Origin of the sequence: Pseudomonas sp. YuFO20, from assembly GCF_035064975.1 — a bacterium.
Lineage (GTDB): Bacteria > Pseudomonadota > Gammaproteobacteria > Pseudomonadales > Pseudomonadaceae > Aquipseudomonas > Aquipseudomonas putida_AE.
The window spans coordinates 161,501-188,360 of the sequence record NZ_JAXDEO010000004.1 but is presented as its reverse complement, the minus strand read 5'-3'; the positions used below and the strand labels follow the sequence as shown (position 1 = coordinate 188,360).

General features: G+C 59.8%; 19 protein-coding genes, 1 tRNA gene and 1 pseudogene. 14 read left to right on the top strand and 7 right to left on the bottom strand.

Going from position 1 to position 26,860, the window contains the following annotated elements; all coding sequences use genetic code 11:
* Both SOP85_RS04005 and SOP85_RS04000 read right to left on the bottom strand, forming a co-directional pair.
* A pseudogene (locus tag SOP85_RS04005) lies at positions 1–323 on the bottom strand (hypothetical protein); the annotation flags it as partial.
* A 432-nt stretch (positions 324–755) separates the two neighbouring features.
* The gene (locus tag SOP85_RS04000; RefSeq protein WP_323626140.1) at positions 756–1,316 is read right to left on the bottom strand and encodes a hypothetical protein; all 561 of its coding nucleotides are present in this window, start codon (positions 1,314–1,316) and stop codon (positions 756–758) included.
* A 420-nt stretch (positions 1,317–1,736) separates the two neighbouring features.
* Here SOP85_RS04000 and SOP85_RS03995 point away from each other — a divergent pair, with 420 nt between their 5' ends.
* The 11 genes from SOP85_RS03995 (at position 1,737) to SOP85_RS03945 (ending at position 18,199) form a co-directional block, all read left to right on the top strand.
* Complete coding sequence (locus SOP85_RS03995; protein WP_323626138.1) at positions 1,737–3,122, top strand: SrfA family protein; 1,386 nt, start codon at positions 1,737–1,739, stop codon at positions 3,120–3,122.
* Between the two features lie 17 nt (positions 3,123–3,139).
* The gene (locus SOP85_RS03990) at positions 3,140–6,118 is read left to right on the top strand and encodes a virulence factor SrfB (protein WP_323626137.1); all 2,979 of its coding nucleotides are present in this window, start codon (positions 3,140–3,142) and stop codon (positions 6,116–6,118) included.
* On the top strand, positions 6,115–8,814 hold the full coding sequence (locus tag SOP85_RS03985; protein ID WP_274075877.1) for a putative virulence factor: 2,700 nt from the start codon (positions 6,115–6,117) through the stop codon (positions 8,812–8,814). The genes SOP85_RS03990 and SOP85_RS03985 overlap by 4 nt, the downstream gene beginning before the upstream one ends.
* A 2-nt stretch (positions 8,815–8,816) precedes the next feature.
* Positions 8,817–9,755 carry a hypothetical protein gene (locus tag SOP85_RS03980; RefSeq protein WP_323626136.1) on the top strand — a complete coding sequence of 313 codons (939 nt, stop codon included), beginning with the start codon at positions 8,817–8,819 and terminating at the stop codon, positions 9,753–9,755.
* A gap of 59 nt (positions 9,756–9,814) precedes the next feature.
* The gene (locus SOP85_RS03975) at positions 9,815–11,764 is read left to right on the top strand and encodes a vWA domain-containing protein (protein ID WP_323626151.1); all 1,950 of its coding nucleotides are present in this window, start codon (positions 9,815–9,817) and stop codon (positions 11,762–11,764) included.
* A 13-nt stretch (positions 11,765–11,777) separates the two neighbouring features.
* Positions 11,778–12,491, top strand: a complete 714-nt coding sequence (locus SOP85_RS03970) for an ABC transporter ATP-binding protein (RefSeq protein ID WP_323626135.1) — start codon at positions 11,778–11,780, stop codon at positions 12,489–12,491.
* A complete protein-coding gene (locus SOP85_RS03965; RefSeq protein WP_274075880.1) occupies positions 12,478–13,707 on the top strand; it encodes an ABC transporter permease in 1,230 nt (409 codons plus the stop codon). The genes SOP85_RS03970 and SOP85_RS03965 overlap by 14 nt, the downstream gene beginning before the upstream one ends.
* A gap of 88 nt (positions 13,708–13,795) precedes the next feature.
* On the top strand, positions 13,796–15,286 hold the full coding sequence (locus tag SOP85_RS03960) for a formylglycine-generating enzyme family protein (RefSeq protein ID WP_323626150.1): 1,491 nt from the start codon (positions 13,796–13,798) through the stop codon (positions 15,284–15,286).
* Positions 15,283–16,005 carry a hypothetical protein gene (locus SOP85_RS03955; protein WP_274075881.1) on the top strand — a complete coding sequence of 241 codons (723 nt, stop codon included), beginning with the start codon at positions 15,283–15,285 and terminating at the stop codon, positions 16,003–16,005. The genes SOP85_RS03960 and SOP85_RS03955 overlap by 4 nt, the downstream gene beginning before the upstream one ends.
* 10 nt (positions 16,006–16,015) lie before the next feature.
* Positions 16,016–16,507, top strand: coding sequence for a hypothetical protein (locus SOP85_RS03950; RefSeq protein ID WP_274075882.1), 492 nt, complete (start codon positions 16,016–16,018; stop codon positions 16,505–16,507).
* A gap of 33 nt (positions 16,508–16,540) precedes the next feature.
* The gene (locus tag SOP85_RS03945; protein ID WP_323626134.1) at positions 16,541–18,199 is read left to right on the top strand and encodes a hypothetical protein; all 1,659 of its coding nucleotides are present in this window, start codon (positions 16,541–16,543) and stop codon (positions 18,197–18,199) included.
* 18 nt (positions 18,200–18,217) lie between these two features.
* On the opposite strand, the gene SOP85_RS03940 is transcribed toward SOP85_RS03945, so the two are convergent.
* Together SOP85_RS03940 and SOP85_RS03935 are read right to left on the bottom strand one after the other, a co-directional pair.
* Complete coding sequence (locus SOP85_RS03940) at positions 18,218–19,675, bottom strand: sensor histidine kinase (protein ID WP_323626132.1); 1,458 nt, start codon at positions 19,673–19,675, stop codon at positions 18,218–18,220.
* 254 nt (positions 19,676–19,929) lie between these two features.
* Positions 19,930–21,789 (bottom strand): ABC transporter ATP-binding protein, encoded by a 1,860-nt coding sequence (locus tag SOP85_RS03935; RefSeq protein ID WP_323626130.1) that lies wholly within the window; start codon positions 21,787–21,789, stop codon positions 19,930–19,932.
* Between the two features lie 177 nt (positions 21,790–21,966).
* Between SOP85_RS03935 and SOP85_RS03930 the strand changes: the two genes are divergently transcribed.
* Positions 21,967–22,791 (top strand): MinD/ParA family protein, encoded by an 825-nt coding sequence (locus SOP85_RS03930; protein WP_323626128.1) that lies wholly within the window; start codon positions 21,967–21,969, stop codon positions 22,789–22,791.
* A gap of 703 nt (positions 22,792–23,494) precedes the next feature.
* On the opposite strand, the gene SOP85_RS03925 is transcribed toward SOP85_RS03930, so the two are convergent.
* Both SOP85_RS03925 and SOP85_RS03920 read right to left on the bottom strand, forming a co-directional pair.
* Positions 23,495–24,217, bottom strand: coding sequence for a zeta toxin family protein (locus SOP85_RS03925; RefSeq protein WP_323626127.1), 723 nt, complete (start codon positions 24,215–24,217; stop codon positions 23,495–23,497).
* A gap of 221 nt (positions 24,218–24,438) precedes the next feature.
* A tRNA-Ser gene (locus SOP85_RS03920) sits at positions 24,439–24,526 on the bottom strand.
* Between the two features lie 123 nt (positions 24,527–24,649).
* Between SOP85_RS03920 and SOP85_RS03915 the strand changes: the two genes are divergently transcribed.
* Positions 24,650–25,321 (top strand): Bax inhibitor-1/YccA family protein, encoded by a 672-nt coding sequence (locus SOP85_RS03915; protein ID WP_034147218.1) that lies wholly within the window; start codon positions 24,650–24,652, stop codon positions 25,319–25,321.
* 66 nt (positions 25,322–25,387) lie between these two features.
* Here SOP85_RS03915 and SOP85_RS03910 read toward each other — a convergent pair whose 3' ends face one another.
* Entirely contained in the window at positions 25,388–25,825 is a 438-nt protein-coding gene (locus SOP85_RS03910) for an Lrp/AsnC family transcriptional regulator (RefSeq protein ID WP_007987480.1), read from the bottom strand.
* A 136-nt stretch (positions 25,826–25,961) separates the two neighbouring features.
* Between SOP85_RS03910 and SOP85_RS03905 the strand changes: the two genes are divergently transcribed.
* Positions 25,962–26,855 (top strand): DMT family transporter, encoded by an 894-nt coding sequence (locus tag SOP85_RS03905; protein ID WP_323606410.1) that lies wholly within the window; start codon positions 25,962–25,964, stop codon positions 26,853–26,855.
* Positions 26,856–26,860 lie beyond the last annotated feature (5 nt).

Here is a 26,860-nt window from a genome sequence, read left to right as displayed (position 1 = left end):
TTTTGGCCAGAAGCCGAAGACGGCTTCCACGAATAGGCCTTATACATAGATGCAACGGGGCGACGGTTTTTTAAAAGCGGGTAGACAGTGGGGGCGAGTCCATACATAGGAGCTGGCTTGCCAGCGATGAGGCCGGCACAGCCAGCATCTCCCTCGCCTGACAAACCGCCATCGCGAGCAAGCTCGCTCCCACAGGGGATCACCGCCGGACGAATTCCCGGCAACACCCAATGAACCTGTAGGAGCTGGCTTGCCAGCGATGACGTCAGCACATCCAACATCTTCCTCGCCTGAAAAACCGCCTTCGCTGGCACATCCAACATCTCCCTCGCCTGACAAACCGCCTTCGCTGGCAAGCCAGCTCCTACAAGGTGATCACCGCCGGACGAATTCCCGGCAACACCCAATAAACCTGTAGGAGCTGGCTTGCCAGCGATGACGCCGGCACAGCCAACATCTCCCTCGCCTGACAAACCGCCTTCGCTGGCAAGCCAGCTCCTACAAGGTGATCACCTCCAGACACAAATCCCGGGAACACCCAATAAACCTGTAGGAGCTGGCTTGCCAGCGATGACGCCGGCACATCCAACATCTCCCTCGCCTGACACACCGTTTTCGCTGGCAAGCCAGCTCCTACAAGGTGATCACCACCAGACACAAATCCCGGCAACACCCAATAAACCTGTAGGAGCTGGCTTGCCAGCGATGAGGCCGGCACAGCCAACACACCGCCATCGCCAGCAGGCTCGCACAGTTCAGGCTGAAAGTGATATCGCAAAGTCAACCGCGGTACTGGGCACATAAATCAGGGTGATTATCGAATACGCTTTGCGCGATTTTGCATAAAACGCGCAGACAGGAAGCACGATCATGATGACATCCAGGGCGCCCCAAATTGCTATCGGCGATGCCCGGAATAAAACGACGTTCACGACGAGCCCGAGGAAAAGATAAGTCGACAGTGACAGAAGGGCATAGCGGCCATCCTGTTCAAAGTAGACACGAAGACCCTGTTGCTCGTCCTCGCTTCGGCTTGGCAGCAATAATGCGGCAGATACAAAAAGCGATAACGCCAATAAAACGAGCAATAGAAACTCAAGAAACGAGAATGTCCCTTTTATCTCGGGCAGCGCGTTGACGGCCCACCAGAAATCCAGCTGTGTGGCGAAAAGCATTGCCGCCCAGACCAGCGCGACCCAATCAGGCTTGGCCACACGACGGATGCGGAACACCGTCAACGCCCCCAGAAGCAGGCGCGTCACGGACAGCCCCAATATCATCGAGAGTACCGTGGCAACGATAGGGAAGTTGCTCATGATCGCTCCTGAACACCCATGATCTGGCAAGCGTAGACGATGGCTGCAGGGTGGCCATACCGGCGGGAGGCGCCGCAAGACGGGGGCTTTCAGGGGGGATGGTGGTCGGAAACAGCCGCCTGGCGTCCTGACAGGGACATGCGCAAGGGCGAGCACTTTGGTCTACGCTCATGTCTGATAGTGAACGTGGATGTCGGCGCCAGTCTGAGAACGGGGTTACTTTTCAGGGGCGGACGAATGCTATCAACCAGCGCGAAATGATTTCCTGGGGGGTTGAGTCACACAAGGCTGGATTGATTCTCTGTCCTGTCATGTTGGCTTTGCACGTCGATAAGCCTCGATTTTGCGCAGACCTGTATACGTATACAACGCCTGAGAGTGTCGGCGATTTTACAGCCCGCTTGAAAAGGTATACCGCACATGCACGGCGCACTGCTTCGTTCCGGTAGTCTGCAAGAATTCAACGTGTTGGGGGTCGAAGGTCAGCCGGTGCATAGCGCTGCCTTGCAGTTGCGTGAAGCCATCCGGTTGAAAATCGGGCGTGAGGCCGCAGACTGCCTGGCCATTCCGCAGAAAAATGAAAGCGGCGATCGCATCGACTGGTATGCGCCTTTCGAGGGTGATGTGGTGCCCTGGTCTGCTGCGGTCAGCGAAGAGCGGGACTCGGCCTATTCCCGGTTGGAGCGTTTGCACGCTCAACTGCGTTCAGCCAGCGAGTTGATGCGTGCAGCGTCGCAGAGCCGGGAGAATCAGGTCTTTGGACGGTTGTTGGAAAAAACCGTGCATTTCCCCGCCAACGATCATGTCTATCTGGTCGATGGCCGGCCCGTGGTGACGTTCTGGGGCTTCACTGATCCAGAGGGCAACCGTGAGCGGGATCCTTTGTCCGGCTTGCGGCCCGCTCCGAGCTTGGTTCGCGATCCTGGTATGGAAACGCCCAAGCATGAAGTGCCGATCGACAGCAAGGGTGTAACAAAACCTTGGTGGCGCTGGCTCTGGCTGTTGCTGCCTGTGCTTCTGCTGTTGGCACTGCTGTTCCTGATGCGCTCCTGTTTTCCGTCAGTACAGTTGCCCTTGAACCTTTCTCAAGTCGACTTGCCTGGTTTGCCGCCGCCACAGGTTCAACCCGTGCCGATTGAAACTCATGTCGTGCAGGGCGCGGCGACCGGGACTGTGGGTACCGTCGGCGTCAATGGCGTGCAAGGAGGAGCGGGGAGCGCGGCGGAAAACACCGCCGCCGACGTCGACAAAACGCTTCCTGCCGATGCCGGGTTACCGGCGAGTGATCCGTTGGCGCCGCAGGTTCCCGGCTCACCGGTACTCCCTGCCGATTCGACTGCCTCGCCACCCGAGCAAACCCCAACTCCGGCCCAGCCAGAATCCGTACCGTCGGCACCGCAGCAAGCGGGCCAGAAGAACGGGGCCGATGCCGCACCCTTGGCCATCCCTGCCGGGGCACAAGCCAACGGTTCGACCGATTTTCTCAATGGCACCTGGAAGGCCGGTGCCGGTATCCAGGATGCCAGTACCGGGCGCCCGCTACAGTTGGAGTACGACTTCAAGAATGGCGCCGGCGAAGTACGGGTGCGCACCAGTAATGGCGTCGAATGCGTTGGCAAGGCCCAGGCCTCGATGAAGGGTGGCAACCTGGCGATCAATAACCAGGGCGTGGCCACTTGCAAGGATGGCAGCAGTTACACGATGCCCGACGTCAAGTGTGCGCCGGGGGCGAAAACGGTGGCGCAATGCACAGGTAACTACGGGAGCCAGCAGTTCCCGATGTCGATGAAACAGGGCAGCCAATAGCGCGGAAGAACAGCACTATGTTTCCAGACACGACCGATTATGAAGAAAGAATCACCCTGATCATGGGAAGCGGCATCCAGTTCCTGGATTTCGCGCTCAAGCTCGACCTGCGTCATGAAATGCCTGGCGAGTTCGCCCGTCAGAGCGAGAATGGCCCGATGGCTCGCCTGCTGCTGGACGAGCGCAGCGACAGCTACTTTCACCCGGCGCTTCCCGGGCGCGCGGTCAGTCCTGATTACAGTGTCGCCATCGATCAATCGTTGCGATTGCTCAAGGGCAACTGGCTGCCGCTGCCGTTCTTGCGCTTCAGTCCACCGCGCCGGTTTGACGACGGCCCTTCGAACTGGGCACGGGTGCGTATCGTCGAACTCAAGGACCCTGATCAGGATGGCAACACCCACCGTATCTGCTTTGCTTTCGATACCAGCGTCCTGGTCGGTCGCAGCGATACCACCTACCTGGCGCCGACTCAGAGTGACGTCAAGGTGGGGGCCACGTTCGCCTTGGCCCATCGGGCTGACGAGATGGGATGGTTCCTCGACCTTCGCTGGGTCGACGGCTGGTTGCGCGAGGTGTTTACCGAACAGGCGCAGAACCCGCCGATTCGCATGCAACTGGATGACATCGAAGAGCAGTGCCGCGAGTTCTACCACCAGGCGCACTACCTCAACCTCCTGCATCTGCTGGGGACCCTGCTGCGAGTACCCGAGATCAAGGTGGTGTCCAACCGTGACAGCGACATGCAAAAGGCCATTCCCGTGGACATGGTGCTGGACGTGGGCAATTCACGGACATGCGGCATCCTGATCGAGGATCACCCCCAGGAGAGCGACGGCCTGAGCAAACGCTACGAGCTTGAATTGCGCGACCTGACGCAGCCGGAACAGGTCTATCCAGAGCCGTTCGAGAGCCGCGTAGAATTCTCTCAAGCGGTTTTCGGCAAGGATCATTTCTCGGTCCAGAGCGGTCGCAGCGAAGCCTTTCGCTGGCCCTCCATTGTGCGTGTCGGCCGCGAGGCGGGTCGTTTGGCCAGCCGCCGACGGGGCACCGAGGGTTCGACAGGCTTGTCCAGTCCCAAGCGTTACCTGTGGGATCAAGACCTCTACGAGCCGGGCTGGCGCTTCAACTGCGCCTTCGTCAAGACCGAGACCGAGCCCCATGCGACTGCCGCGCCCGTGGCCGGGCTCATCAACGAGATCGGCCAGGCGCTCTATAACCTGCCCGTCGAAGATCGCATGCCGGTCTTCCATCCACACTATTCACGCAGCTCGTTGATGACCTTCATGCTGTCGGAGGTGCTGGGGCAGGCGCTGATGCAGATCAACAGCCCTTCGCAGCGTTCGCGCATGAGCCACTCCAGGGTGCCGCGTCACCTGCGCTCGATCATCCTCACCATCCCGCCGTCGATGCCCAAGCCCGAGCGGGAGATATTCTCGAAATGCATGGAGCAGGCCATCGGCCTGGTCTGGAAAAGCCTCGGCTGGCATCCCGAGGACGAGTCGATCAACATCAAGGACCCGAAGAGCCGTGAAACGGCATGGCCCTGGCTGCCCGAGGTGCACGTCCAGTGGGATGAGGCCACCTGCGGCCAGGTGGTCTACCTGTTCAATGAGACGCAAAACAATTTCGCCGGTCGCCCCGAGGAGTTCTTCGCCACGATGTCGCGGCCCGACAAGGCCGACAAGAGCCGTTTGACCATCGCCTCGATCGACATTGGCGGCGGTACCACGGACCTGGTGATCACCGACTACAGCCTCGACGACGGTAAAGGCGACAACGTCTACATCAAGCCCGAACAGTGTTTTCGCGATGGCTTCAAGATCGCGGGCGACGACATCCTGCTGGATGTGATCCGCCTGTTCGTGCTGCCTGCGGTGAACGACGCCTTGCTCAAGGCCGGGATCGAGAAGCCCGAACCGCTCCTTTCCAAGCTGATCGGCAGTGAACCGCTGACCGTACAGGAAGCCGTCTTGCGCCAGCAGTTGACCCTGCAAGTGTTCAGCCCCATCGGCCTTTGTCTGCTCAAGGCCTATGAAACGTACGACCCGCTGGAGCCGAGCAGTCTGGTCAGCGCTACGTTCGGCGAGCTGCTTGGCAACGAGCAGCCCACCGCGGATGTGCTGGATTATTTCAGTGCGGCGGTGCGCCGGCAGCTGGGCAACGGGGCGGGAGGCTTCGACCTGCTGCAAATCCCGCTCAATGTCAGCTTGAGGCGTATTCATGAAGCTTTCATCGGCGACCGGATGAACATCGGCAAGAGCATCCAGGCACTCTGCGAAATCGTCTATAGCTACCCTTGCGATGTTCTCCTGCTGACGGGACGTCCGTCGCGATTGCCAGGCATCCAGGCGCTGTTTCGCAAGCTGCTGCCGCTGCCGCCGGGCCGCATCCTGCCGTTGAACCAGTACCGAACCGGTGGCTGGTATCCGTTCAACAAACAGGACTGTATCGACGATCCCAAGACCACCGCGGCGGTGGGCGCCATGCTCTGCCTGTTGAGTCGCGGCATGCGGCTGCCTAATTTCTTTTTCCGGGCGGCGGCCTTCAAACCGTACTCGACGCTCAAGTACCTGGGGTTGATCGACAACAACAACGTCATCAAGGACAGCAACATCTATTTGTCCGGGATCAACCTGGACGACCCGGACTACAGTCTCCCCGATACCGCCTTTGACATGCGCGGCACCATGCGCCTGGGCTTTCGCCAGCTCGACAGCGAACGCTGGTCGGCTGCGCCGCTGTACATACTCAGCATCGATAACCCACGTTTGCGCGAGGACGTGGCTGCCAAGGGGCTGGTGCTCAAAGTGCGCCTGGGCATCACCCGGTCACGTAACCCGGCCGAAGGCAGCGAGAGTTTCGAGTTCGTCGGCGCCGAGTCGACCCAGGGCGCGATCAGTCGCAGTCACCTGCGCCTGAAGCTCAATACCCTGTCGGATGCGGGGTTGGGCGAATCCCAATATTGGCTCGACAGTGGGAGTGTGTACCGCAAATGACCACTCGTATCTCACCCCAACACCTGGCCCGGGATTGGGCTGCAATCCACGCCGGCGCCGGTGACGCGATCAACTGGATCAGCGAAGTACGCCGTAGTGCCCCGAGGCTGGACAACGAGGCCGACGATCTGATCCTGAGCCTGCGCCGGATACGCAACAGCGCAACGAGCCTGGGCGCGGCCTCTGAGCGCCCCATGACGGTGGGTTTTTTTGGCCTGTCGCAAGCGGGCAAGTCCTACCTGATCTCGACCCTGGCTGCGGGTACCAATGGCATGCTGGAGACCGACCTGGGCGGCCAACGGCTGGACTTCCTCACCCATGTCAACCCACCCGGCTCCGGCAAGGAAGCGACGGGGCTGGTGACCCGCTTCAGTCGAACGGCCAAACCGGGCCCGGACGACTTCCCGCTGGAGCTCAAGCTGTTCGCCGAGGTCGAGCTGGCCAAGGTCCTGGCCAACGCTTACTTCAATGATTTCGACACGGAAAAGGTGCAGTACCGCATCAACGAAACGGCCGTATTGCAGTTGCTCAAGGAGTTGGGCAAGCGACGCCAGGAGCGGGTGGTGCCTGGTATGAGCGAGGACGACGTCGTCTCGTTGTGGGACTATCTGCATAGCAGTTTTCCTGGCTCCCTCGCCGTACTCAATGGCTACTACTGGCCCGTGGCGGTGGAGCTTGCACCCTATCTGCGAGTCGAGGATCGCGTCAGGTTGTTCGCGATTTTCTGGGGTGAGCTGGCCGAGTTGAGTGCGGCTTACCTGGAGTTCGCCCGGGCGTTAGCCAGTCTGGGCAACCCGGATCGGGTCTATGCGCCCGCTGAAGCCTTGGTGCGCCCTACAGCGCAAGGCGGGTTGTCCCAGGCCGACAGCATCATGAATGTGGACATGCTGGAGCGCCTTGGTACACCCACCGACTTGCGAATCAAAGTTCGCCCATGGCGCGATGGCGTGTTGCACGCAGAAGTCGAACTGTCATTGGCGCAACTGGCGACACTGACTGCAGAGTTGGTTTTCCCGCTGGCCGAGCCCACCAGCGAGCCGTTGTTCGAGGAGGTCGACCTGCTCGATTTCCCCGGCTATCGCGGTCGCCTCAACATTGAATCCCTCGACGATGTGCGACGCGCATTGGGCCGTGATAAAGCCAGCCCGGTAGCCCAATTGATTTTGCGTGGCAAGGTGGCCTATCTGTTCGAGCGTTATACGGACAGCCAGGAAATGAACGTGCTGGTCGTATGCACGCCCTCAAACAAACAGTCGGATGTCACCAGCGTCGGTCCGGTGCTCAGCAGATGGATCGACAAGACCCAGGGTGCAACACCGCAAGAGCGTGCCCGGCGCAAGAACGGTCTGCTCTGGGCCATCACCATGTTTGATATACGCATCGCCAATGACCTGGACACAGGCGAGGACCTGCTGCGCATTGGCTGGGGCAGTGGCGGCATGATGAAAATGACCATGCTGGAGCGCTTTGGCCAGTACGCCTGGCTTCAGGAGTGGGCGGCCGGGAATGCGTTCGACAATACCTTTCTGGTGCGCAAGCCACGGATGAAAGTGGCCTTTCTTGACCTGAAGGACGGGCAGGAAGTCGGCATCAACGGTGCGTTGGATGATCACTTGAAATTGATGCGGCAAACCTTCAGTGAAGACCAGACGGTGCGTCAGCATGTGCGTGATGCCGGCGTCGCCTGGGATGCCATGCTGGCCTTGAACGATGGAGGCATTGGGCGCATCAGCGCCTACCTGCGACTGGTAGCGTTGCGCGAAACGAAGCTGGTGCGCATCCGCGAGCAAATGGACGACGTACTGCACCAACTGGAGACGCGCCTGGGGCGCTGGTACCAGGCTGAAGGCGCGGGTGAGCTGGAGAAAAAACGTGGCATCGCCAAACAGATTTCCGAGGCTATATGGCCGCGTCGGGCACTTCTGGGCGAGCTGCTCCAGCGCATGCAACTGGCGGATGACAAACTGCGTGGCCTGTACCTGCGGGCGGGTGAGGAGGATCCCGGCGTACCCGCCGCCGAGGGTGTTGGCAGCGCGGTAAAACTGGGCGCCGACCTGGGCGGCGACGATGGCTTCGACCTCTTCGATGAACCGCAAGTGCCGGCGGCACCGGCTGACACGGTTGTGCGCTCCAGTGGCAGCGACTCGCGTTTCGCCCAGGCGGTCTTGCGTGAGTGGATCGGTCATCTGCGCCACATTCCCGAGGACGTGCGCCTGATGACCTACCTGGGATTGGCCAAGCCTGCGATCGAAGCCCTGGTGGATGAAATCATTACGGGTGCGACTCGCCTCAACCTGCAGCAGCGTCTGCTGCAAGCCATCGTGCGCACCGAACAGGTGGGCAGCAAGCGCGAACAGCTGGTCAGTCGTCAGGTGCTGACGGCAAAAATGATCCTGGCGGACTTCATCGGTTGGCTGGGCTTTATCGATATGGAACTGGAACAACGACCGCAGAGCCGCGCGAACCCGGGGGCGAAACTGTTCCAGCCGCCCGAGAGAATCGCTGCGGGCCAGTTGCCGAAGTTGCTGCCCCAACCGTTGGAGCATACCCGCGGCTATGTGGGTGATTGGCTGGTGGCACTGGCCACCATCGCTACGGACAACGCCGGTCATAGCGCAGGGAGGGAGATCACGCCGCAGCAGAACGAGTCACTGGGGCGGATCATCGCGACCTTCGCAGCGGCCAGGGCGGTCTAGCCATGATCATCACGCTCAAGGCCGCAGCCAGCGGACAACCCGGCCGGGGCGAGTTGAGCGTGCCTGGCTGGAAGGGCGGCGAGACCGCTTTGGAGGTCACTGTCCGGCGCAGCCAGGATGGTCGTTACCTTGACTCCGATGGGACGTGGAGCAGTACCCCTGTCTGGCATGCCCTCCAGGGGCTGGCGTTTGCCAAGGATACGCTGACCGGTGAAGTAGGGCCCTGGCTGGTCGATCCCTTGTTGCTTGATCACCGGATGACCTACGAGGTGCAGTTGCGTGATGGTGGCGTCAGCGACAAGGGCGTACTGCGTATCTCCGGAACCATCCTTTCTTCGCTCGCCGCTGGAAACCCTCAAGGTGGGGAGGGTCGGGACAAGCCTGTCATTCACGCGCCCGAGAAGGTTCCGCTCGAGGAGGTTCAAGAGCCGGAAGAGATTATTGCGCTACGGGACGAACCGCGCGAAGAGCGCACGCCACCCAGGCGTTGGTGGCCATGGGCAGTGCTTGCTGCTTGCGGAGTGTTTGCGGCCGTATTGGTCGGGTACTTCTATTGGCCTTTCACTGCGACGCAGGCTCCAGAACATCTGGCCCAGTGCAGTAGCGAGGTACTCAAGCAAAGCAGCGATGACATGGCGTTCATCCAGGCCTGCCTGAAAACCAAACCGAGCAGTGAACAAGTGCTGGAGGTCATTGCCCGCGCCAAAGAGGCCGGCCGCTGTGAATTGGCCACGCGGTTGTATGCCTATCAGGGCCAGGCCGGCGATGCCGACGTCGCGTTGGCTTATGCGCGCGAGCTCGATCCGAAAACATTCACCCCCGGCGGTTGCATCAAGGAAGCCGATGCGGAAACCGCGGCCTACTGGTACGAGATCGTGGAGTCCAGGGATGGTAAGAACCTCGAAGTCAAACAGCGTCTGGAAGAGTTGCGAAAAAAATGATGGAACACACCAGAACGAGTACGTGCCTGCATGGGTTGGCCTGGCTTGGGTTGCTGCTGATGGGCGCTTTCGCCACCCCGTTGGCCGCCGAGGAAAAACCCCTGCTGCAGGAAGGCAAGAAAACGCTCTACCAGCGCGTGCTGACCACGCCCGGTTGCCAGCTGCGCGAGAGCACCGGCGCGAGCACGGGGAAGGCTGTCCCCACCTTCACCCGGTTCTACGTTTATCAGCGTGACAAGCAATGGCTGCGGGTCGGCCCCGACAGCCTCGGCAAGAGTATCGGCTGGATCGACAAGGCCTGTTCGGTCGAATGGAAGATGCAGATGACCCTGGTCCTGACCAACCCGGCCGATCGAGAACCCCTGCTGTTTTTTCGCGAGCGCAAAACCCTCGATCAGATGGTTACCGCGGCGGACGCGAGCGCATTGCTCAAGCCCATTCGCGCCAACATGAAAAGCTCGGGACGCGATCCCAAGGTGATCGCCCGCGAGCCTGACTACTACGTCGATCCGGCGAAAAACTTCTATCTGTTGCCGGTGATCGAGGCGCAGGAGGTCATGACGAAGAAGGGCTACAGGCTACGGGTGCTGAACATCGCCTCGGTCAGTGCTCCGGCAAAAGCACAAGATGCCGAGAAGCCCGACGCGAAGAACGAAGCCAATATGCTCAAAGGCTTTTCTGCCGCGGTGGTCTTTGTCATCGACTCGACCAAATCGATGGGCCCTTACATCGATCGCACCCGGGAAGCGGTGACGAAGATCTACCAACGCGTTGAACAGGAGCAACTGCTCGATCGAGTCAAGTTCGGCCTGGTTGCCTACCGCTCCAGTATCAAGGCGGTGCCGGGCCTTGAGTATGTCAGCAAAATGTATGTCGACCCTTCAACCGTGAAGGGCGGCAGCGATTTTCTCGGCAGGGTCGCGGCGTTGAAACCGGCCAGGGTTTCCAGCAGCCGGTTCGACGAAGATGCCTATGCAGGTGTGATGCAGGCCCTGGACCAGGTCGCCTGGAACGAGTTCGGCGCCCGCTATATCGTCCTTATCAGCGACGCGGGGGCGCTTTCCGGGGGCGACGAGTTATCGGGCACCGGGCTCGACGCCGACCAGGTGCGCCTGGAAGCCAAACATAGAGGGGTGGCCATTTACACGCTGCACCTGAAAACCCCGAGTGGGGTCAAGAATCACGACTCCGCCCAGGCCCAATACACTGATCTGGCACTCAACCCCTACCTCAATAAACCCCTCTACTACCCCGTCGACGCCGGCGATGTCAGCCATTTCGGTGCCAGGATCGACAACCTGGCGAGTGCTATCACCGATCAGGTCAAGGCCGCCTACCGTGGCGACATGGCCGCCGGCAGTGCCCTGGGCGCGGATGCCGATTACGGCAAGGCAACGCCGGCGCCCACCAAGGCGGTCGCGGGCCAGCCAGCCGATGACAGCATGCTGGCCGACGCCGCATTGCTGGGACATGCCATGCGCCTGGCCTACCTGGGCGAGAAAACGGGGGCAAGCGTGCCTCCGGTATTCCAGGCCTGGATCAGTGATCGCGATCTCCTTGAGCAGCAGGTGCCGACCACGGAGGTTCGCGTCCTGCTGACCAAGGCCCAGCTCAGCGATTTGAGTGACGTGGTCCGCCGTATTGCCGATGCGGCCAACGAGGGGCTGATCTCGCCGGCCGATATGTTCGACCGCTTGCGTTCAGTCGCCGCGACCATGGGGCGTGACCCCAACCAATTGGCCAAGGGCGATTCGCCAACGCTCGGCCAGCTGGGCCTGATGGGGGAATACCTGGACGGGGTGCCCTATCCGAGCGAGGTGCTGAGTCTGGATGAAGATGAGTGGAAGCGCATGACCGGTACGCAGCAACAGGAACTCATCCGGCGCCTGAACACCAAACTCAAACTCTACCAGCGCTATAACGCGGATGTTGATCGCTGGGTGTCACTGGCAGAAGGCAGCGACCCCAGCGAGCACGTCTACCCGGTGCCGCTGGACGCGCTGCCCTGAATGGAGCGAGACCATGCTGTTGATCGAGGACCTGGGTATCAAGCGTGGCGTGGGCGCCGACAGCCTGATGATCAGCTTGCCGCGGCTGGCCTTGCACAGGGGCGAGATCGCAGCGATCACGGGTGCCAGCGGCAGTGGCAAGAGCACCTTGCTGGAGATGATTGGCCTGGTCTTGCGCCCTGAGCGGCTCGGCACCTATCGTCTGGCCACCGAACAGCCATTGGATATCGCCCGGTTGTTGCGCGAGGATCGCCATGGTCTCCTGGCCGACATTCGCGCCCAACGCCTGGGCTTTGTGCTCCAGACCGGAGGGCTGTTACCGTTTCTGCGTGTGCGGCAGAACATCGACCTGCCGCGGCGCATGCTTGGGCTGCCGCGCGAAAGCGAATTGGTCGAGACCGCCATTGAACGCCTGGGCTTGAGCCATTTGTTGCGCAAGTGGCCGGCCCAGCTGTCCATAGGCGAGCGGCAGCGCGTGTCGTTCGTGCGCGCCATCGCCCACCAACCGGCGTTGCTGCTGGCCGATGAGCCCACGGCAGCACTCGACCCGATCCAGGCGCGCAAGCTGTTCGAGTTGATTCTCGAGCTTGTCCAGCGCTTCCAGATAGCCGCGTTATTGGTGACCCACGATTGGGACCTGGTGCGCGACTGTGGCGTACGAAACATCGTCGGCCGTCCGACTACTGACGCCGACTGTGCAGGCACGGTGTTCCATGAGAGCGCCTGAAACACGCGGCCGACGGCGGCTGCTGCTGGAGCTGGCGGCGCGTGACCTGTGGCACGACCGCAATGTTTCCCTGTGCATCGTCGCCTCCCTCGTGGCCGTGATCGCGCCGTTGCTGCTGCTGTTCGGGCTCAAATACGGGGTAGTGACGCAACTGCGTGACAAGTTGCTCCGCGACCCGAGCAACCTGCAAGTTCAAGTGCTCGGCAACTACAAGCTCGATCGGCAGTGGTTCCAACAACTGAATGGGCTACCGGGGGTCGGCTTCAACCTGCCGCTGACCCGCTCGCTGAATACCGTGGCCGACCTCTTCCTTGACCCTGTGCATTTCGTTTCGGGCGCCGAGGTGATTCCCAGCGCCAACGGCGATCCCCTGTTGGGCGAACTGGCAGCGCCCCAGGCCTTCGACCAGGTCGTGCTGAGTGCCAGCGCGGCGCGCAAACTCGGGGTCGGCACCGGCGAGCGCATTCACCTGCTCGTGCAGCGAAAGCTCCATGACCAAGAGGAAACCGGGCAACTGGAAGTGAACGTCAGCGGCATCCTCGCCGAAGGGGCTTTCCCGCGGCCTGGGGTACTGGTCACCCTGGAACTGCTCGAAGCTATCGAGAGCCTTCGTGATGGCGACCTGTCGCCGTTGTTTGGCCTGGAGACGGGCAACGGGCCGGCGCTGCCCCGTGAGTTCTACTCCAGTGCACGGATCTATGCCAAGGGGCTGGACGAGGTCGCCGGTATCGCCCAATGGTTGCAGCAGCGCAATATCGAGAGCAAAAACAGCGTTCATGAAATCGAATCGGTCAAGGCCATCACCCGGGTGCTGGGCCTGATCTTCTCCGTCATTGCATGGACAGCGGTCATGGGGTGCACGGCGTCGCTGGCCGGCGCCTTCCTGGCCAACATCGACCGCAAGCGCAAGGGCCTGGCGTTGTTGCGATTGCTGGGCTTTCGCCGGGCAGGGGTGGGCGCTTTTGTGATGATCCAGGCTGCGCTGCTGACATGCCTGGCCTTCATTCTGGGCTATGGCGCCTACCTGGCGGGAAGCGCGGTATTCAACCACGCGCTGGGAGTCGATATGGCAAAGGATGAGTTCGCCTGCCGATTGGAAAATATTCATGTGCTGCTGGCTTTTGTCAGTGCCTTGCTGCTCGCGGTGCTTGTCGCGGGCATAGGAGTGCTTCGTGCGATACAGATCCAACCGTCCGAAAGTCTGCGCGACATTTGAGCGTTATTGGCTCGCTGCGCTGGGTTGCCTGCTGGCCTTGGGCAGCCTGGACGCGCAGGCGGCCTGGGACGCCGAGTACTTCAACCCCATGCCGCAGGAACAGGACGTTATCCTGCCCATGCCGTGCAACGGGTCCATGGTCTTTCGCAAAATCAACGTGCCGGCGGCAAAAGGGCCGCTGGACGACTACTCCATCACGCTGGGGCAGGACAGTGACGAGTGGGGCTACCTGGAGCAGGCCCGACCCACCCAGATTGCCGGCAGTTTCACCGACAATACCGCGAAGTCGACCCGTTATTACCTGCTGGCCAAGTATGAGCTGAGCCAACTGCAGTACCAGGCCGTGATGGCCGATTCCTGCCCGGTACCTGCGCTCATGTTGCGCTTGCCGCAGACGGGGGTGAGCTGGTTCGATGCCACCCATTTCGCCGACAAGTACACGCTCTGGTTACGCAAGAACGCTGCGAAGGCCCTGCCCAAGGAAGATGACGTCGCCGGCTTCCTGCGTCTGCCAACGGAAGTCGAATGGGAGTTTGCCGCGCGCGGCGGCATTGCCGTGTCGGCGGCCGAGTTCCGTGACATGCGCTTTCCCACGCCAGAGGGGTTGAACGCTTATGCCTGGTTCGCCGGATCACAATCGGCCAATGGCAAGCTCCAGCTCGGTGGCCTGCTCAAGCCCAACCCCGTCGGGTTGCACGACATGCTCGGCAACGTCGAGGAAATGACTTTCGAACCTTTTCACCTGAACAAGCTGAACCGCCAGCACGGCCAGGCCGGCGGCTTCATTCTGCGCGGCGGCAGCTACCTGACGCCCCAGGCGGATCTGCGCACGTCGATGCGCCATGAGCAGCCGTATTACAGCAATACTGGCAGTGAGCAGAGTCGCTTCAAGAGCAGTGGTTTTCGCCTCGCCCTGGTGGCCCCCACGCTGACTTCACTCGAGCGGGTCAAACAGATAGAAAGCGATTGGAAAACCCTGGGTGTCCGGCCTGAAACCGCCAGTTCCGAGGGGCAGCAGTCGGCCAGCAAGGATCCGGTCAAGGAGATCACCAGCATCGCCGCCGGCGTCGAAGACAATGCGCTCAAGTTGCAGCTGGAACAGCTGCGCAGCGATCTGCGCGCCAACACCCTGGCACGTGACGAGCAGCGCGACCACGCGATCCGTTCGGAGCTGCAACTGGGGACATTTCTGTGCACCAAGATGAAGGATGATGCAGAGCTTCTCGACTTGAACGAGAAGCTCTTCAAGATGACCTGCGCAGCGCAGAGCACCTTGGACAAGTCGACCTGTCCTGCCCGTCGCAAGCGGCTCGACGAGCAGGGTAAAGTGCTCGACTTCCTGCAAAACTACTACGCCGATACGGTCGTCAACGGTGCCCTCAACTACAGTCAGGCGACGGTAGAGCCGCAGGTGGGTGTGGTGGCCCAGCAAATGGCCGCGCGCGGCAAGAACAACCTGCGCACTTACCTCGACACCTACTGGAACCACCTGCAAGGCTACATGCAGAGTGGCAAGGTCGCCCGCAGTCACTGGCTCGAGAAGTGCAAATCCATCCCGACCGAAGGAGCAAAGACATGAACCCGGCACCCACTCGTCAACGCGTTCTGACAGGCCTCCTGCTGGTTTGCTTCCTGAACCTGGCGGGCTGCCAGGGCTCGGGGTCGATGTATTCCGATAGCCAGGCACCGGTGGATCCGCGCATAGCCAATAGCCGCTCCGCGGAATTTTTCAGCACCTCGGGGTGGCAGGCTTGCGCGGGTGGTGCAGGGGTCGGAATTCTCGGTTGCATGTTGGGCAACCCGAGCAACCAGACCCAATGCATGCTGATCTCGGCCGCTGTCATGTGCGGCGTCGGCATGGGCGCCAATTACTATCTGGATTACCTTCGCACCCGATACGCCAATGACGAACAGCGTCTGGATGCCATGACCGCTGACGTACGCAAGGACAACCAGGAGTTGCGCGCCCTCACGCAGTCTGCCCGCAGCGTGATCAACGACGACAAGCAAAAGATTGCCCAGATAAAAAAGGCCAACACAGCCAATCAACAGCAGCGCAGCAGAGCCCAGCAACAGCTGGCTGAAATCGATTCCAACACCGCCTTCCTCAAGGACAAACTGGCCAATGCCCAGGCCAAGCACCAGGAGTGGCAGAAGGTGGCGGTTTCCCAGCATGGCTCGGGTGCACGAATGGATGCCCTGAACGCGGAAATCAACAACATGCAGCAGCAGATTACTGCCTTGCAGAACGAAATCGACCAGCTGTCCCAGCAGCGTTCCTCCATTCGATTGGGCTGAGGATCGAGCCATGCACGCACTCATTCGTTGCACGCTGGCTTCTGGCCTGATCGGCCTGGGCGGGTGCGCGGTCACTGCTGCCGATTGTGACCCGAACAATGCAGACGCCAGCTTCAACACCAAGTTCGGTTGCAACGTGCAAGGCGTCTATGCCCAGCGAGTCACCGAGAAAGAGAAGGTTCTGCTTGATGAACAGGAGGCCAATCGGTTGTTCCGCAACGTTTACGCGGCTATCGAAAAAGAGCGCGCCAGCGTCAGCAGCGAGCTTGGCCAGCAGCAACGGGCCAACGACGAGCTGAACCGCTCGCTGAAAGCCTTGCTCGCCAGGCTCAACGAGAAGTCCAAGGGCAACCAGCGCGTCCAGGCGCAGATCAGCCAACTGGAAAAGGACATGGCCAAGGTCAACGACTCTGACGAAAAAGCCGTGATGCAGAAGCAGTATGAGTTGCAGCGTTTGCGCGACAACGTGGCCGATCTGGAAAGCGGCCTGGGATTGCGTTGAGTACCCTGAAGCCAAGGCAGGAATCACTCGAACATGAAACGAATCGCTCGTCAGTCCACACAAAACCAGAGTGCCGCCGATGTACTGGCCGGCCACGAGGAACTGATCGGCATTCTGAAACGCCACTTGCCGCCGAGTACGGCGACCCTGTTTGCCAAACCCAAAGCGGTTGAAGGGGACGTTATCGAGTGGTACAGCGACCTGGGTGGGCAGCCTTTGCCTTTCGCCCAGTTGCCGGCCAGGGAGGCGGCCGAGGTTCGCCACCTGCTCGGTGAACGTCTTGCAGCGGTGGAGCGTTTGGCAACGCAGCTCCAAGGGCAGGGCGCAGATGGCCAGCGGCAGGCAAGCCTGTTGCGCCAGGCCGCTCGCTACCCGGCCGACAGCAACCTCTTCAGCCTGAACGGGCAACCGGTGCTGACCTTCTGGGGCGGTGGACAGCCCCCGCCAGCGATCATCCCAGGGTGGTCCGTCGCGGCTGTAGAGGGTGCGGGCGCACAGGCGAACGCCGCGGTTGAGGGGCGGCCGCCCCGTCGTTGGTGGCTCTGGGCATTATTGCTGCTGCTTTTGCTCGCGCTCCTGGCAGCGCTCTGGTGGTGGCTGTTCTGCCGCGAGAAGCCGGTGGAAGTGCCGCCGCCCGTGGTGCCTCCTCAAGTCGAGGAGCCCAGGCAAGTGCCGCCGACGCCTGAACCAGAACCTGAACCAGTGGCTAAACCTGAACCTGAGCCTGCGCCTCAACCGGTACCTGAGCCTCAACCGGAGCCCAAGCCTGCGCCGCCGCCAGCACCGCCGCCACCGCCACCCAAGCCAGTACCCCCGCCTAAACCTGATCCAGTCGAGGCACTGGCCAAGCGTGTTGATGCGGCCGGCAGCAACTGCGCCACCTTGCAGGGCATGTTGACCCAGGAGCCGCTGCTCAAGAGCAACCCGGCCCTGAAGACCCGGGTTACCGAGCAGCTCCAGCGTCACTGCAAAGAACAGATGATCACCAATGCGAAGAATCTCTGTCCGGATCAACGCCCCAAGGAACTGGCCCCGGAATTGTTGATTGTCTTCGATGCATCCGGGTCGATGGACATCAGCCTGCTGGCCACCGATGAAGATCTCGAAAGAGCCGGTATGGAGGAGAAGATGGACAGGTTCGCCCGGATGATGACCGGGACGTCAGACACCAGGGCCCGGGAGTATGTGGTGCGTGAGCCCAAGCGCATCACGGCAGCCAAGCAGGCCACCAGCGCCGTCGTGCGGCAACTGTCCAGTGACATCAATGTCGGCCTGGTGCTGGTCGAGGACTGCCCACAGGCCACGAGCGTGGGTTACTTCTCCCCGGGGCAGCGCGGCAATCTGCTGTCGCGCATTGCGGCCATTCAACCCGTCAAGAGCACGCCTCTGGCGGATGGCATCGCCAAGGCCGGGCAGATGCTCGATGGCGTCAATCGTGAGTCGGTGATGCTGGTCGTCTCCGATGGCGTCGAAAGCTGCGGCCGCGACCCTTGTACCGTGGCACGCGCCCTGGCCCGCAGCAAACCCCACTTGAAGATCAATGTGATCGACATTCTCGGCACCGGCGCGGGTAACTGCCTGGCGCAGCTGACTGGCGGCAAGGTTTTCACGGCCAATAACGTCAACGAGTTGTCCTCGATGACCACGCGCGCGGCTCAAGACGTCATGGTCCCCGAGCATTGCAAGCGTTGACGGGCTTGGGGTAACGCTTCAGCAGAGCGTTCTCCTGTCCAGAACCCTGAACCTCAAGTGCACGGATGTGCCCTGTTTTTCCTGGATGGTCAGACTCGCTTCGCCGCCGAAGCTTTCCATGATCTGCTTGACCATGATGAACCCTATACCGAGCCTGCCGTGTCGGGTGGTGTAGAAAGACTTGTAGGCCATCATTTGCTGTTGTCGTGCAGAGCCACCCCCGGTGTCTTCAATGGTGAGGTTCAGCCACTGTTGGGCTTCATCCACGCTCGTCTGGATGGTCAGTTTTCCTGCTGTCGGCATCGCTTCTATGGCATTGGCAATGACGCTATTGAAAATCTGCGAAAGCAAAAGCGGATGACTGATTATCCAGGGCGAGGGCTCATTCTTGAACTCGACCTGGATTTTTGCATGACGCAGTTGCGCGCTGAAACTGTCGAGTGTGGCCTGTAGCATCGGCATCGGATCCACCCGTTCTGCCTCGCCGCGGATCGGGCCCAGGCACAGCAGTAATTCCTGCACCCAGCGCGACATCCGATCCACCTGGCCGACGATGTCTTCGATCTGCTTCTTTGCAGGCTGGCCTTCCATGTCTTTCGCCAACTCTGCGCTGGAACGGATGCAGGCCAGTGGATTCCGAAGGCTGTGGGCGACGGCGGTGGACATTTCACCCAAGCCAACGTAGGTCTTGTTGGCAACGACTTGCTCCTCTTGCGAGGCCAATTGAACCGAGGTTCGTCGAGCAATCCGGTAAATCGCGAAATAAAGCAGCAGGCCGCCCATCGTGGTCAGCCAGATTATCCAGTGCCCGCGATTGAGGCGTTCAATCAGGTCGAAGGGCTCCCGGTAAATTTCAACCACCGCCAGAATGTTGCCCTGGCCATCGGCGAGAGGGATGTAACTCTCGATGAAGAACTTTTTCGGCGGGTGCAGGAATTTCTGCTCGCTGCGGCCTGCATCAACCTTACTGTATCGAGTGGATATACGTTCTTTGGAGTTGAATGCCTCTTCCAGCTCGTCATTCAAAAATACTTGCCCAACCAACTTCGGGTTGGTGGACCAGATGACGGTTCCAAGGGGAGAGTAAATGGAGATCAGGAGCGAGTTTGGCAGACGCGATAGATAATCCACGAGCTCGGAGCTGACAGCCTGGCTGCTCTGCCTGGTTTCTTCTGACGTCCTCTCATGTTGAACGAATGGCCGGCCTTCCTCGATCTGCATGGCCGCCAGCCCGCGATGACGTATCTCGCCTTTTGCAATGGTCTGGATGAACTGCGCCGACATCAGGGCATCGCGTTCAAGACTTTCCGCGACCAGGAAGTTTGTCGAAAAAGAACCCAACCCAAACGCTATGACGCTGATGAGCAGGAAACTGGCGATCGAAAACCAGCGCAGGAGATTGAATTGTCGAGTGGGTGCAATCGCGTCAGCCGTTCTACGGTGAAAGCGTTTATGCAATACGTCGATTGCCGGCATAGGGCGTACTCCTGGGTATGCTGTGGAAGTTCCAGCAACTTCAACCACTCATCCAAGCCCTGCAGGAGCAGCACTATCCATGCCAATGATTTGTCCGGATGACATGCCCAACACCTGTGCAACGCCGCGCTTGGTGGTGCGCCTTGCAATCATTTCGCCAGGAAAAACGCCAGGCACCCAGCGGGTTTCACAACCCATGTTCGGGGGGATTTCCCCTGCGTTTGGGATAGCGATTGCTCAGGAGGCGTTCACGCTCACGCCTGATCCATCGCCTCGGCCATCCCCTGGTCCTCACCCAGAAAACCACCACTCTGATGCTGCCAGAGCCGCGCGTAGGTGCCGTTTCTTTCCAGCAGTTGAGCGTGGGTGCCTTGTTCGATGATGCGTCCCTCATCCATGACAATCAGCCGATCCATGGCTGCAATCGTCGACAGCCGATGGGCGATGGCGATGACGGTCTTGCCCTGCATCATTTCATCGAGGCTTTCCTGGATGGCGACTTCGACTTCGGAGTCCAGGGCGCTGGTGGCCTCGTCGAGTAACAGGATCGGAGCGTTCTTGAGCATCACCCGGGCGATGGCGATGCGTTGGCGCTGGCCGCCCGAGAGCTTGATGCCGCGCTCGCCCACCAGGGTGTCATAGCCGCTATGGCCTTGCCGATCGCTCAGTTGGCTGATGAAACCGTCGGCCTGGGCATTGGCCGCGGCGCTGCGTATCTGCGCGTCGGTCGCGTCCGGGCGACCGTAGGCGATGTTGTCGCGAATGGAGCGGTGCAACAGGGAAGTGTCCTGAGTGACCATGCCGATGGCGCTGCGCAGACTGTCCTGGGTCACCTGGGCGATGTTTTGCCCGTCGATGCGAATCTCGCCGCTGTCTACGTCATAGAAACGCAGCAGCAGGTTGATCAGCGTCGATTTGCCTGCACCGGAACGACCCACCAGGCCGATCTTTTCGCCTGGGCGGATGTTCAGGCTCAAGCCGTCGAGCACCTGGCGTTCACCGTTGTAGTTGAAGCTCACCTTGTCAAAGGTCACCGCGCCGCCAGAGGGCACCAGCACGCTGGCGTTCGGCGCGTCCTGCACCTTGGGGCCCCGGGTCAGGGTGGCCATGCCATCCTGCACGGTGCCGATGTTTTCGAACAGCGAAGTCATTTGCCACATGATCCAGTGCGACATGCCATTGATACGCAACGCCATGGCCGTGATTGCCGCCACGGCACCTGCACCGACCTCACCCTGGTGCCATAGCCACAGGGCATAGCCACCTGCTGCCATGATCAACGCCACCACCAACGCCTGGTTGACGATCTCGAACTGGCTGACCAGGCGCATCTGGCGAAAGCCGGTTTGCTTGAAATCCTCCATCGTCGCGCGCGCAAAATGCGCTTCACGATTGGAGTGGGAGAACAGTTTCACTGTGGTGATATTGGTGTAGGCGTCGGAAATACGCCCCGTCATTGACGATCGCGCATGGGCCTGTTCCTGCCCGACTTGCCCCAGGCGAGGCACGAAGTACAGCATGGCCAGCCCGAACAACGCGACCCAGGCAATAAAAGGCAGCATGAGTTTCAGGGCGAAGCCGCCGGCCAGTGCGATGATCGCAATGAAGTAAACGCCGATGCCGGGGGCGATTTCGATGAGGGTGAACAGGACTTCGCGCACGGCCAATGCCGTCTGCATCACCTTGGTCGTGACCCGGCCTGAGAATTCATCGGAAAAGAATGAGAGGCTTTGACGCAGCATCAGCCGATGGAAGTCCCAGCGCAGGCGTAGCGGCAGATTGATCGCCAATATCTGGTGCTGCACCATGGTGCGCAGCGCCACCAGCCCGATGCTGGTCAGCAACACGATCGCGATCCCCCACAGCACTCGACTTTCCTGCCCGTTCGCATCGCCACCAGCCTGCCATGTCGAGAGCAGGTCCACGACCTGCCCAAGAAAGGAAAACAGCCAGGCTTCGTAGATCGACACACTGGCACTGAGCAGCGCAAGCAAAAAGACATAACCGCGGGCGCCTCGCATGCAGGCCCACAGGAACCGCATCAGGCCGACAGGCGGTGGTGGAGCTTCGTCGGGGGGAAATGGGTCGAGCCTTTGTTCAAACACGCGAAGCATTGTGGTCTCCGAATTGGTCAGCGTGAGGGGATTCTGCCATTTAATGGTTGCTTTGCGGGTTTGCAGGTTGAGTAATATGGCTAGGGGCCATGCCTCTGCACTAATCAGTTACCATTGGTATAAGGGAATAGTTAGCGACTACTCGCAAGCGTTCCACATGGAAGGGAATCAATAAACATGGATGGTGTGCATTCTGTGCAGGTTATTGCCGTGACCGGCGCAAAGGGCGGCGTCGGCAAGACGACTGTCGCGGTGAATCTTTCGTTGGCGCTTGCGAAACTTGGAAGGCGAGTGGTATTGCTTAATGGCGATCTTGGCTTGGCCAATATCGATACGCTGTTGGGGCTTTCCCGTCAGTACACGCTTGCCGATTTGATCGAAGGTCGCTGTGAGCTGTCCGATGTGCTTGTGCACGGTCCGGGCGGGGTACGAATCGCCCCCGCGGCTTCAGGCATCCAGAGCATGGCTCATTTGTCTGCGGCCCAGCACGCAGGCCTGATCCAGGCCTTCAGTGAAATCGGGGACAGTCTCGATGTGCTGGTCATTGACACGGCTGCAGGCATCGGCGCGTCGGTGATCAGTCTCGTCCGGGCGGCCCACGAAGTCCTGTTGGTGGTCTGCGACGAACCGGCTTCGATCACCGATGCCTACGCACTGATCAAACTGCTCAATCGTGATTACGGCTTAGTCCGCTTCCGCGTGCTGGTCAATATGGCGCGTAGCCCTCAGGAGGGTCGCGCCCTGTTCGCCAAACTGGCCAAAGTCACCGATCACTTCCTCGACGTTTCCCTGCGGTATGTGGGAATGGTGCCGTACGATGAATATGCGCGTAGGGCGGTGCGCAAGCAGCGAGCGGTCTACGAACAATTTCCGCACTCGAAGTGCGCCCAGGCATTTCAGGAAATCGCTTTGAAGGTTGACGCTTGGCCTTTACCGGATTCCCCTGGAGGGCATATGGAGTTCTTCGTCGAGCGACTTGTCGAACATTCGAGAAAGCCGTAAAGAGCCTCAAGAGATGGAGACAAGAAGGGGGGGCAGATGTCTTTTTCCGGATTTATTTTTTTCTGGAAATAATCCGTCCCGTTTCGCGCTGTCGCAGCCTTGCCGGGATTTTTCAGGTTAGTAATACAGGTCGTCTTCGTCATCTCGCAGGTGGCAGTACCACCCATACAGCGAAGCAACAAGGATGACAACGATCATAGCTATCAGGATGAAGATCAGATAACGCATCGTACTCGGCTGCCTTTTTGGTGCGAGTGTATGGTTGGGATGCGTCCTTGCTGGGGAGCGAATTTAAGCCACGTGGGCAAACTGCTGTCTGTAGGGCAATGCCCTATATGGCGGCTTTTTTTCCTTAGAAGGGGCTAGGGGGTTGCGGTGGCGGTGGCCATTAAACGGCCAGTACCTTTTCTTTAAGGATATTTCGTAAAGGACGGGTGCGGCTCACGGAGGTGGAGGCAATTCCACGGGACGAGACGGACGAACAAAAAAAACCGGCTCGAGGCCGGGTTTTAACAAAGGGCAACGGTTAAGAGCAGGCGGTATTTTTCGCCTCTTTGATGTTCTTCGCCTCTTCGATAACCTTACGTTGGCTCTCAATCGCTTTCGATGAAGCCGAGCTATAGGCTGCGTGCTTGTCAGATTCTGAGTTGTTTCTGAAAAAGCTCGAAAGAGGACTGGCGTTCGCCGAAGATGATTTCATGAGTTATGCCTCGGTTAAAATTTGATCGAGCTGCTCTGGAGAGTAAACAGTGGTGACGAGTGCGTCAATTTTTGCCACATCGGCATTCAGTTCGACGCTTTGATGGGTGCCGTCAGTATTTTTTATGATCACGTCGACGCGGATTTGCAGTCGAAATGTTTTTTTCAGCTCCAGAACAGCTTCTTTCGCTGCAAATAGCTGGCGAATGAATTCAGCCTTTGGAATGCTCCGGCCTTCAGTCAGTTCCCTCGCTTTCACAAACTCCCATGCGAGTAGTGGTTGCTGGTAGACATAAACAATGCCTACAAACCGATTGCGCCGCAGAGAGCGCTCAACGTTGCGTTTTGCGACTTCTGCGTTGGACATCGTTCCATCGAGCAAAAACGACTGGCGCTGAGACAAGACCAGGTCATGCAAGCGCTCAACGATGGTGTTCACTCCTCGTTGGAATAGGCGGGAGTTATTGCCACGATATTCAGGAAAAAATCCCCTAAGGTCATCTGGATCTATGCGCAACGCCTTAGATCCCATGCCGTCCATTCCGCCGATCAGGGCCTTGGAAACCTCTGTCTTCCCTGCGCCAGGTGATCCTGCCATGAAGATCGAAACCGGGTGGTCCTCTCCAGGATAGGTCTGTACGCACGCTAGCTCCCTGGCTATTCGAGTCCTGTGCTCCTTGGCAAAGGCTATTGCTCGCGCCTCAATTGCCAATTCCTCTTCGGTCATCGCCACCTCCATTCAAGTCGCGAGTCTAGCCTAGGAGTAGCAGTGGGGGTGCCCACAGTAATATTCAGGTAAGGTTTTGTTCGATTGGCAGGATGCCGGGGGAGGGGGAGTTGCGGAGATTGCTGAATAGATGCGCAGATGATTGGTAAAGCGAGATCATCAATCACCAAACCCCAGAAACGACAAAGCCCTGAATAATCAGGGCTTTGTCGTATCAAATATGGCGGAGGCGATGGGATTCGAACTCATGGACCTGTTACAGTCGACGGTTTTCAAGACCGTTGCCTTAAACCACTCGGCCACACCTCCGTTTGTGTTGCGGGCGCCATAATACCTGAATGAAACACACTGTCAAACTCTCTGCATAGCTTGTTACAGGGCGTCTGTTATGATCTTTGCGACTGAACGTTTCAAACCAACAGGAGTGTCGCCATGCGCGAACAGGATTACGCAGTTAATAACAGCGTGCAGGCTGAGCAGCTAGAGGTTAGCCGCGTCCTGCGCAACACATACGGCTTGCTCGCTCTCACCCTCGCATTCAGCGGCGTGATGGCGTTTGTCGCCCAGCAGATGCGTGTCGGCTACCCGAACATCTTCGTGGTGCTGATCGGTTTCTACGGCCTTTTCTTCCTCACCAACAAGCTTCGTGATTCCGCCTGGGGCCTGGTGTCCGCCTTTGCCCTGACCGGTTTCATGGGCTTCCTGCTCGGCCCGATCCTCAACCGTTACCTGGGCATGCAGGGCGGTGCAGAGGTCGTGAGTTCGGCGTTTGCGATGACGGCCCTGGTGTTCGGCGGTCTGTCGGCCTATGTGCTGATCACCCGCAAGGACATGAGCTTCCTCGGCGGTTTCATCACGGCGGGCTTCTTTGTGCTGCTGGGTGCGACGCTGGCGAGCTTCTTCTTCCAGATCAGCGGCCTGCAACTGGCGATCAGCGCGGGCTTCGTGCTGTTCTCCTCGGTTTGCATCCTGTTCCAGACCAGCGCCATCATCCATGGCGGCGAGCGTAACTACATCATGGCTACCATCAGCCTGTATGTATCGATCTACAACCTGTTCATCAGCTTGTTGCAGCTGTTTGGCATCATGAGCCGCGATGATTGATCGCCAGCCATGATTGAAAAAACCCGCTTCGGCGGGTTTTTTTATGCCCGGCTTCTGTACCGGCGGCTATGCCATGGGTGGCAGGCGGCGCTTGACCGGGGTTTTCTTGACGATGGCGGTGTTGGTTTCGGCGTGGGTGTTGAGGCGGTCGAGCAGGGTGTCCAGTTGTTCCATCGAGCGCACATGCAGGCGGGCGATGAAGCAGTCGTCGCCGGTGACCTTGTCGCACTCGGTGAACTCGGGGATGGCCATGATCTGCCGTTCCACTTCCTGCAACTGGCCGGGCAGCGGGCGGATGCGCACGATGGCCTGCAGCTGATAACCGAAACACTTCGGGTCGATTTCCACGGTGTAGCCCTTGAGCACCCCACGTTCCTCGAGACGGCGCAGGCGCTCGGCGACGCTGGGCGAGGACAGGCCGCTGATCTGCGCCAGGGCCTTGAGCGAACGTCGCGAGTCTTCCATCAAGGCGGTGATCAGTACCTGGTCGATGTCATCGGTCATGGTGAAACCTCAATTAGGCAGTTTTGCACAATGGCCTTCGCATTAAAGGCAGATTCGTAGTTTAGCCTGCTTTCTGCACTGGAGCAGCGCCCCGGTCAATTGGCATACTTTGCCCATCAATCACAGGAGTCTGATGATGGACAACTCGATACGTCGCGGCTCGTTCGAAATGACCGCCGCCATGCTGATCTCCGGAACCATCGGCTGGTTCGTGCTGGTGTCCGGGCAACCGGTGCTGGATGTGGTGTTCTGGCGCTGCCTGTTCGGCGCCGGCACCTTGCTGTTGATTTGCGCGGCCTTCGGTTTTTTGCGTGCGGACATCCTGACCCGCACCACCTTCCTGCTGGCGGTGCTCAGCGGCGTGGCGATTGTCGGCAACTGGGTGCTGCTGTTCGCCTCCTATTCCCGGGCCTCGATAGCCATCGGGACGGCGGTCTACAACGTCCAGCCGTTCATGCTGGTGGGGCTGGCGGCGCTGTTTCTCAACGAAAAAATCACCCTGCAGAAACTGGCCTGGCTGGCGGTTTCCTTTCTCGGGATGCTGGCGATCGTCAGTGCCCATGGCGGGCAGGGCGAAAGCGGCAGCCAGTACCTGATCGGCATTGTCCTGGCGCTGGGGGCAGCGTTCCTTTACGCGATCGCGGCGTTGATCATCAAGCGCCTGACCGGGACGCCACCGCATCTGATTGCGCTGATCCAGGTCAGCACCGGCGTGCTGCTGCTCGCGCCATTCGCGCATTTTTCGGCGCTGCCGCAAGCGCCGGGCGAGTGGGGCAGCCTGGTGACGCTGGGCATCGTGCACACCGGCGTGATGTATGTGTTGTTGTATGGCGCGATCCAGAAACTGCCGACGGCGCTGACCGGCGCGCTGTCGTTCATCTACCCGATTGCGGCGATTTTCGTCGACTGGTTTGCCTTTGGCCATCGCCTGGAACCGCTGCAATGGATTGGGGTTGCCGCGATTTTGCTGGCCGCTGCCGGCATGCAGCAGGGCTGGAGTTTGAAATTCCGGCGCACAGTGACCCCATGAGCCCG

Coding starts and splice junctions, on each gene's coding strand:
- SOP85_RS03915 (WP_034147218.1), top strand. CDS start 24,650: ATGCGCGAACAGGATTACGCAGTTAATAACAGCGTGCAGGCTGAGCAG.
- SOP85_RS03955 (WP_274075881.1), top strand. CDS start 15,283: ATGAACCCGGCACCCACTCGTCAACGCGTTCTGACAGGCCTCCTGCTG.
- SOP85_RS03940 (WP_323626132.1), bottom strand. CDS start 19,675: ATGCCGGCAATCGACGTATTGCATAAACGCTTTCACCGTAGAACGGCT.
- SOP85_RS03965 (WP_274075880.1), top strand. CDS start 12,478: ATGAGAGCGCCTGAAACACGCGGCCGACGGCGGCTGCTGCTGGAGCTG.
- SOP85_RS03995 (WP_323626138.1), top strand. CDS start 1,737: ATGCACGGCGCACTGCTTCGTTCCGGTAGTCTGCAAGAATTCAACGTG.
- SOP85_RS03985 (WP_274075877.1), top strand. CDS start 6,115: ATGACCACTCGTATCTCACCCCAACACCTGGCCCGGGATTGGGCTGCA.
- SOP85_RS03990 (WP_323626137.1), top strand. CDS start 3,140: ATGTTTCCAGACACGACCGATTATGAAGAAAGAATCACCCTGATCATG.
- SOP85_RS03980 (WP_323626136.1), top strand. CDS start 8,817: ATGATCATCACGCTCAAGGCCGCAGCCAGCGGACAACCCGGCCGGGGC.
- SOP85_RS03905 (WP_323606410.1), top strand. CDS start 25,962: ATGGACAACTCGATACGTCGCGGCTCGTTCGAAATGACCGCCGCCATG.
- SOP85_RS03910 (WP_007987480.1), bottom strand. CDS start 25,825: ATGACCGATGACATCGACCAGGTACTGATCACCGCCTTGATGGAAGAC.
- SOP85_RS03950 (WP_274075882.1), top strand. CDS start 16,016: ATGCACGCACTCATTCGTTGCACGCTGGCTTCTGGCCTGATCGGCCTG.
- SOP85_RS03925 (WP_323626127.1), bottom strand. CDS start 24,217: ATGACCGAAGAGGAATTGGCAATTGAGGCGCGAGCAATAGCCTTTGCC.
- SOP85_RS03970 (WP_323626135.1), top strand. CDS start 11,778: ATGCTGTTGATCGAGGACCTGGGTATCAAGCGTGGCGTGGGCGCCGAC.
- SOP85_RS03930 (WP_323626128.1), top strand. CDS start 21,967: ATGGATGGTGTGCATTCTGTGCAGGTTATTGCCGTGACCGGCGCAAAG.
- SOP85_RS03945 (WP_323626134.1), top strand. CDS start 16,541: ATGAAACGAATCGCTCGTCAGTCCACACAAAACCAGAGTGCCGCCGAT.
- SOP85_RS03935 (WP_323626130.1), bottom strand. CDS start 21,789: ATGCTTCGCGTGTTTGAACAAAGGCTCGACCCATTTCCCCCCGACGAA.
- SOP85_RS03960 (WP_323626150.1), top strand. CDS start 13,796: ATGCCGCAGGAACAGGACGTTATCCTGCCCATGCCGTGCAACGGGTCC.
- SOP85_RS04000 (WP_323626140.1), bottom strand. CDS start 1,316: ATGAGCAACTTCCCTATCGTTGCCACGGTACTCTCGATGATATTGGGG.
- SOP85_RS03975 (WP_323626151.1), top strand. CDS start 9,815: ATGGGCGCTTTCGCCACCCCGTTGGCCGCCGAGGAAAAACCCCTGCTG.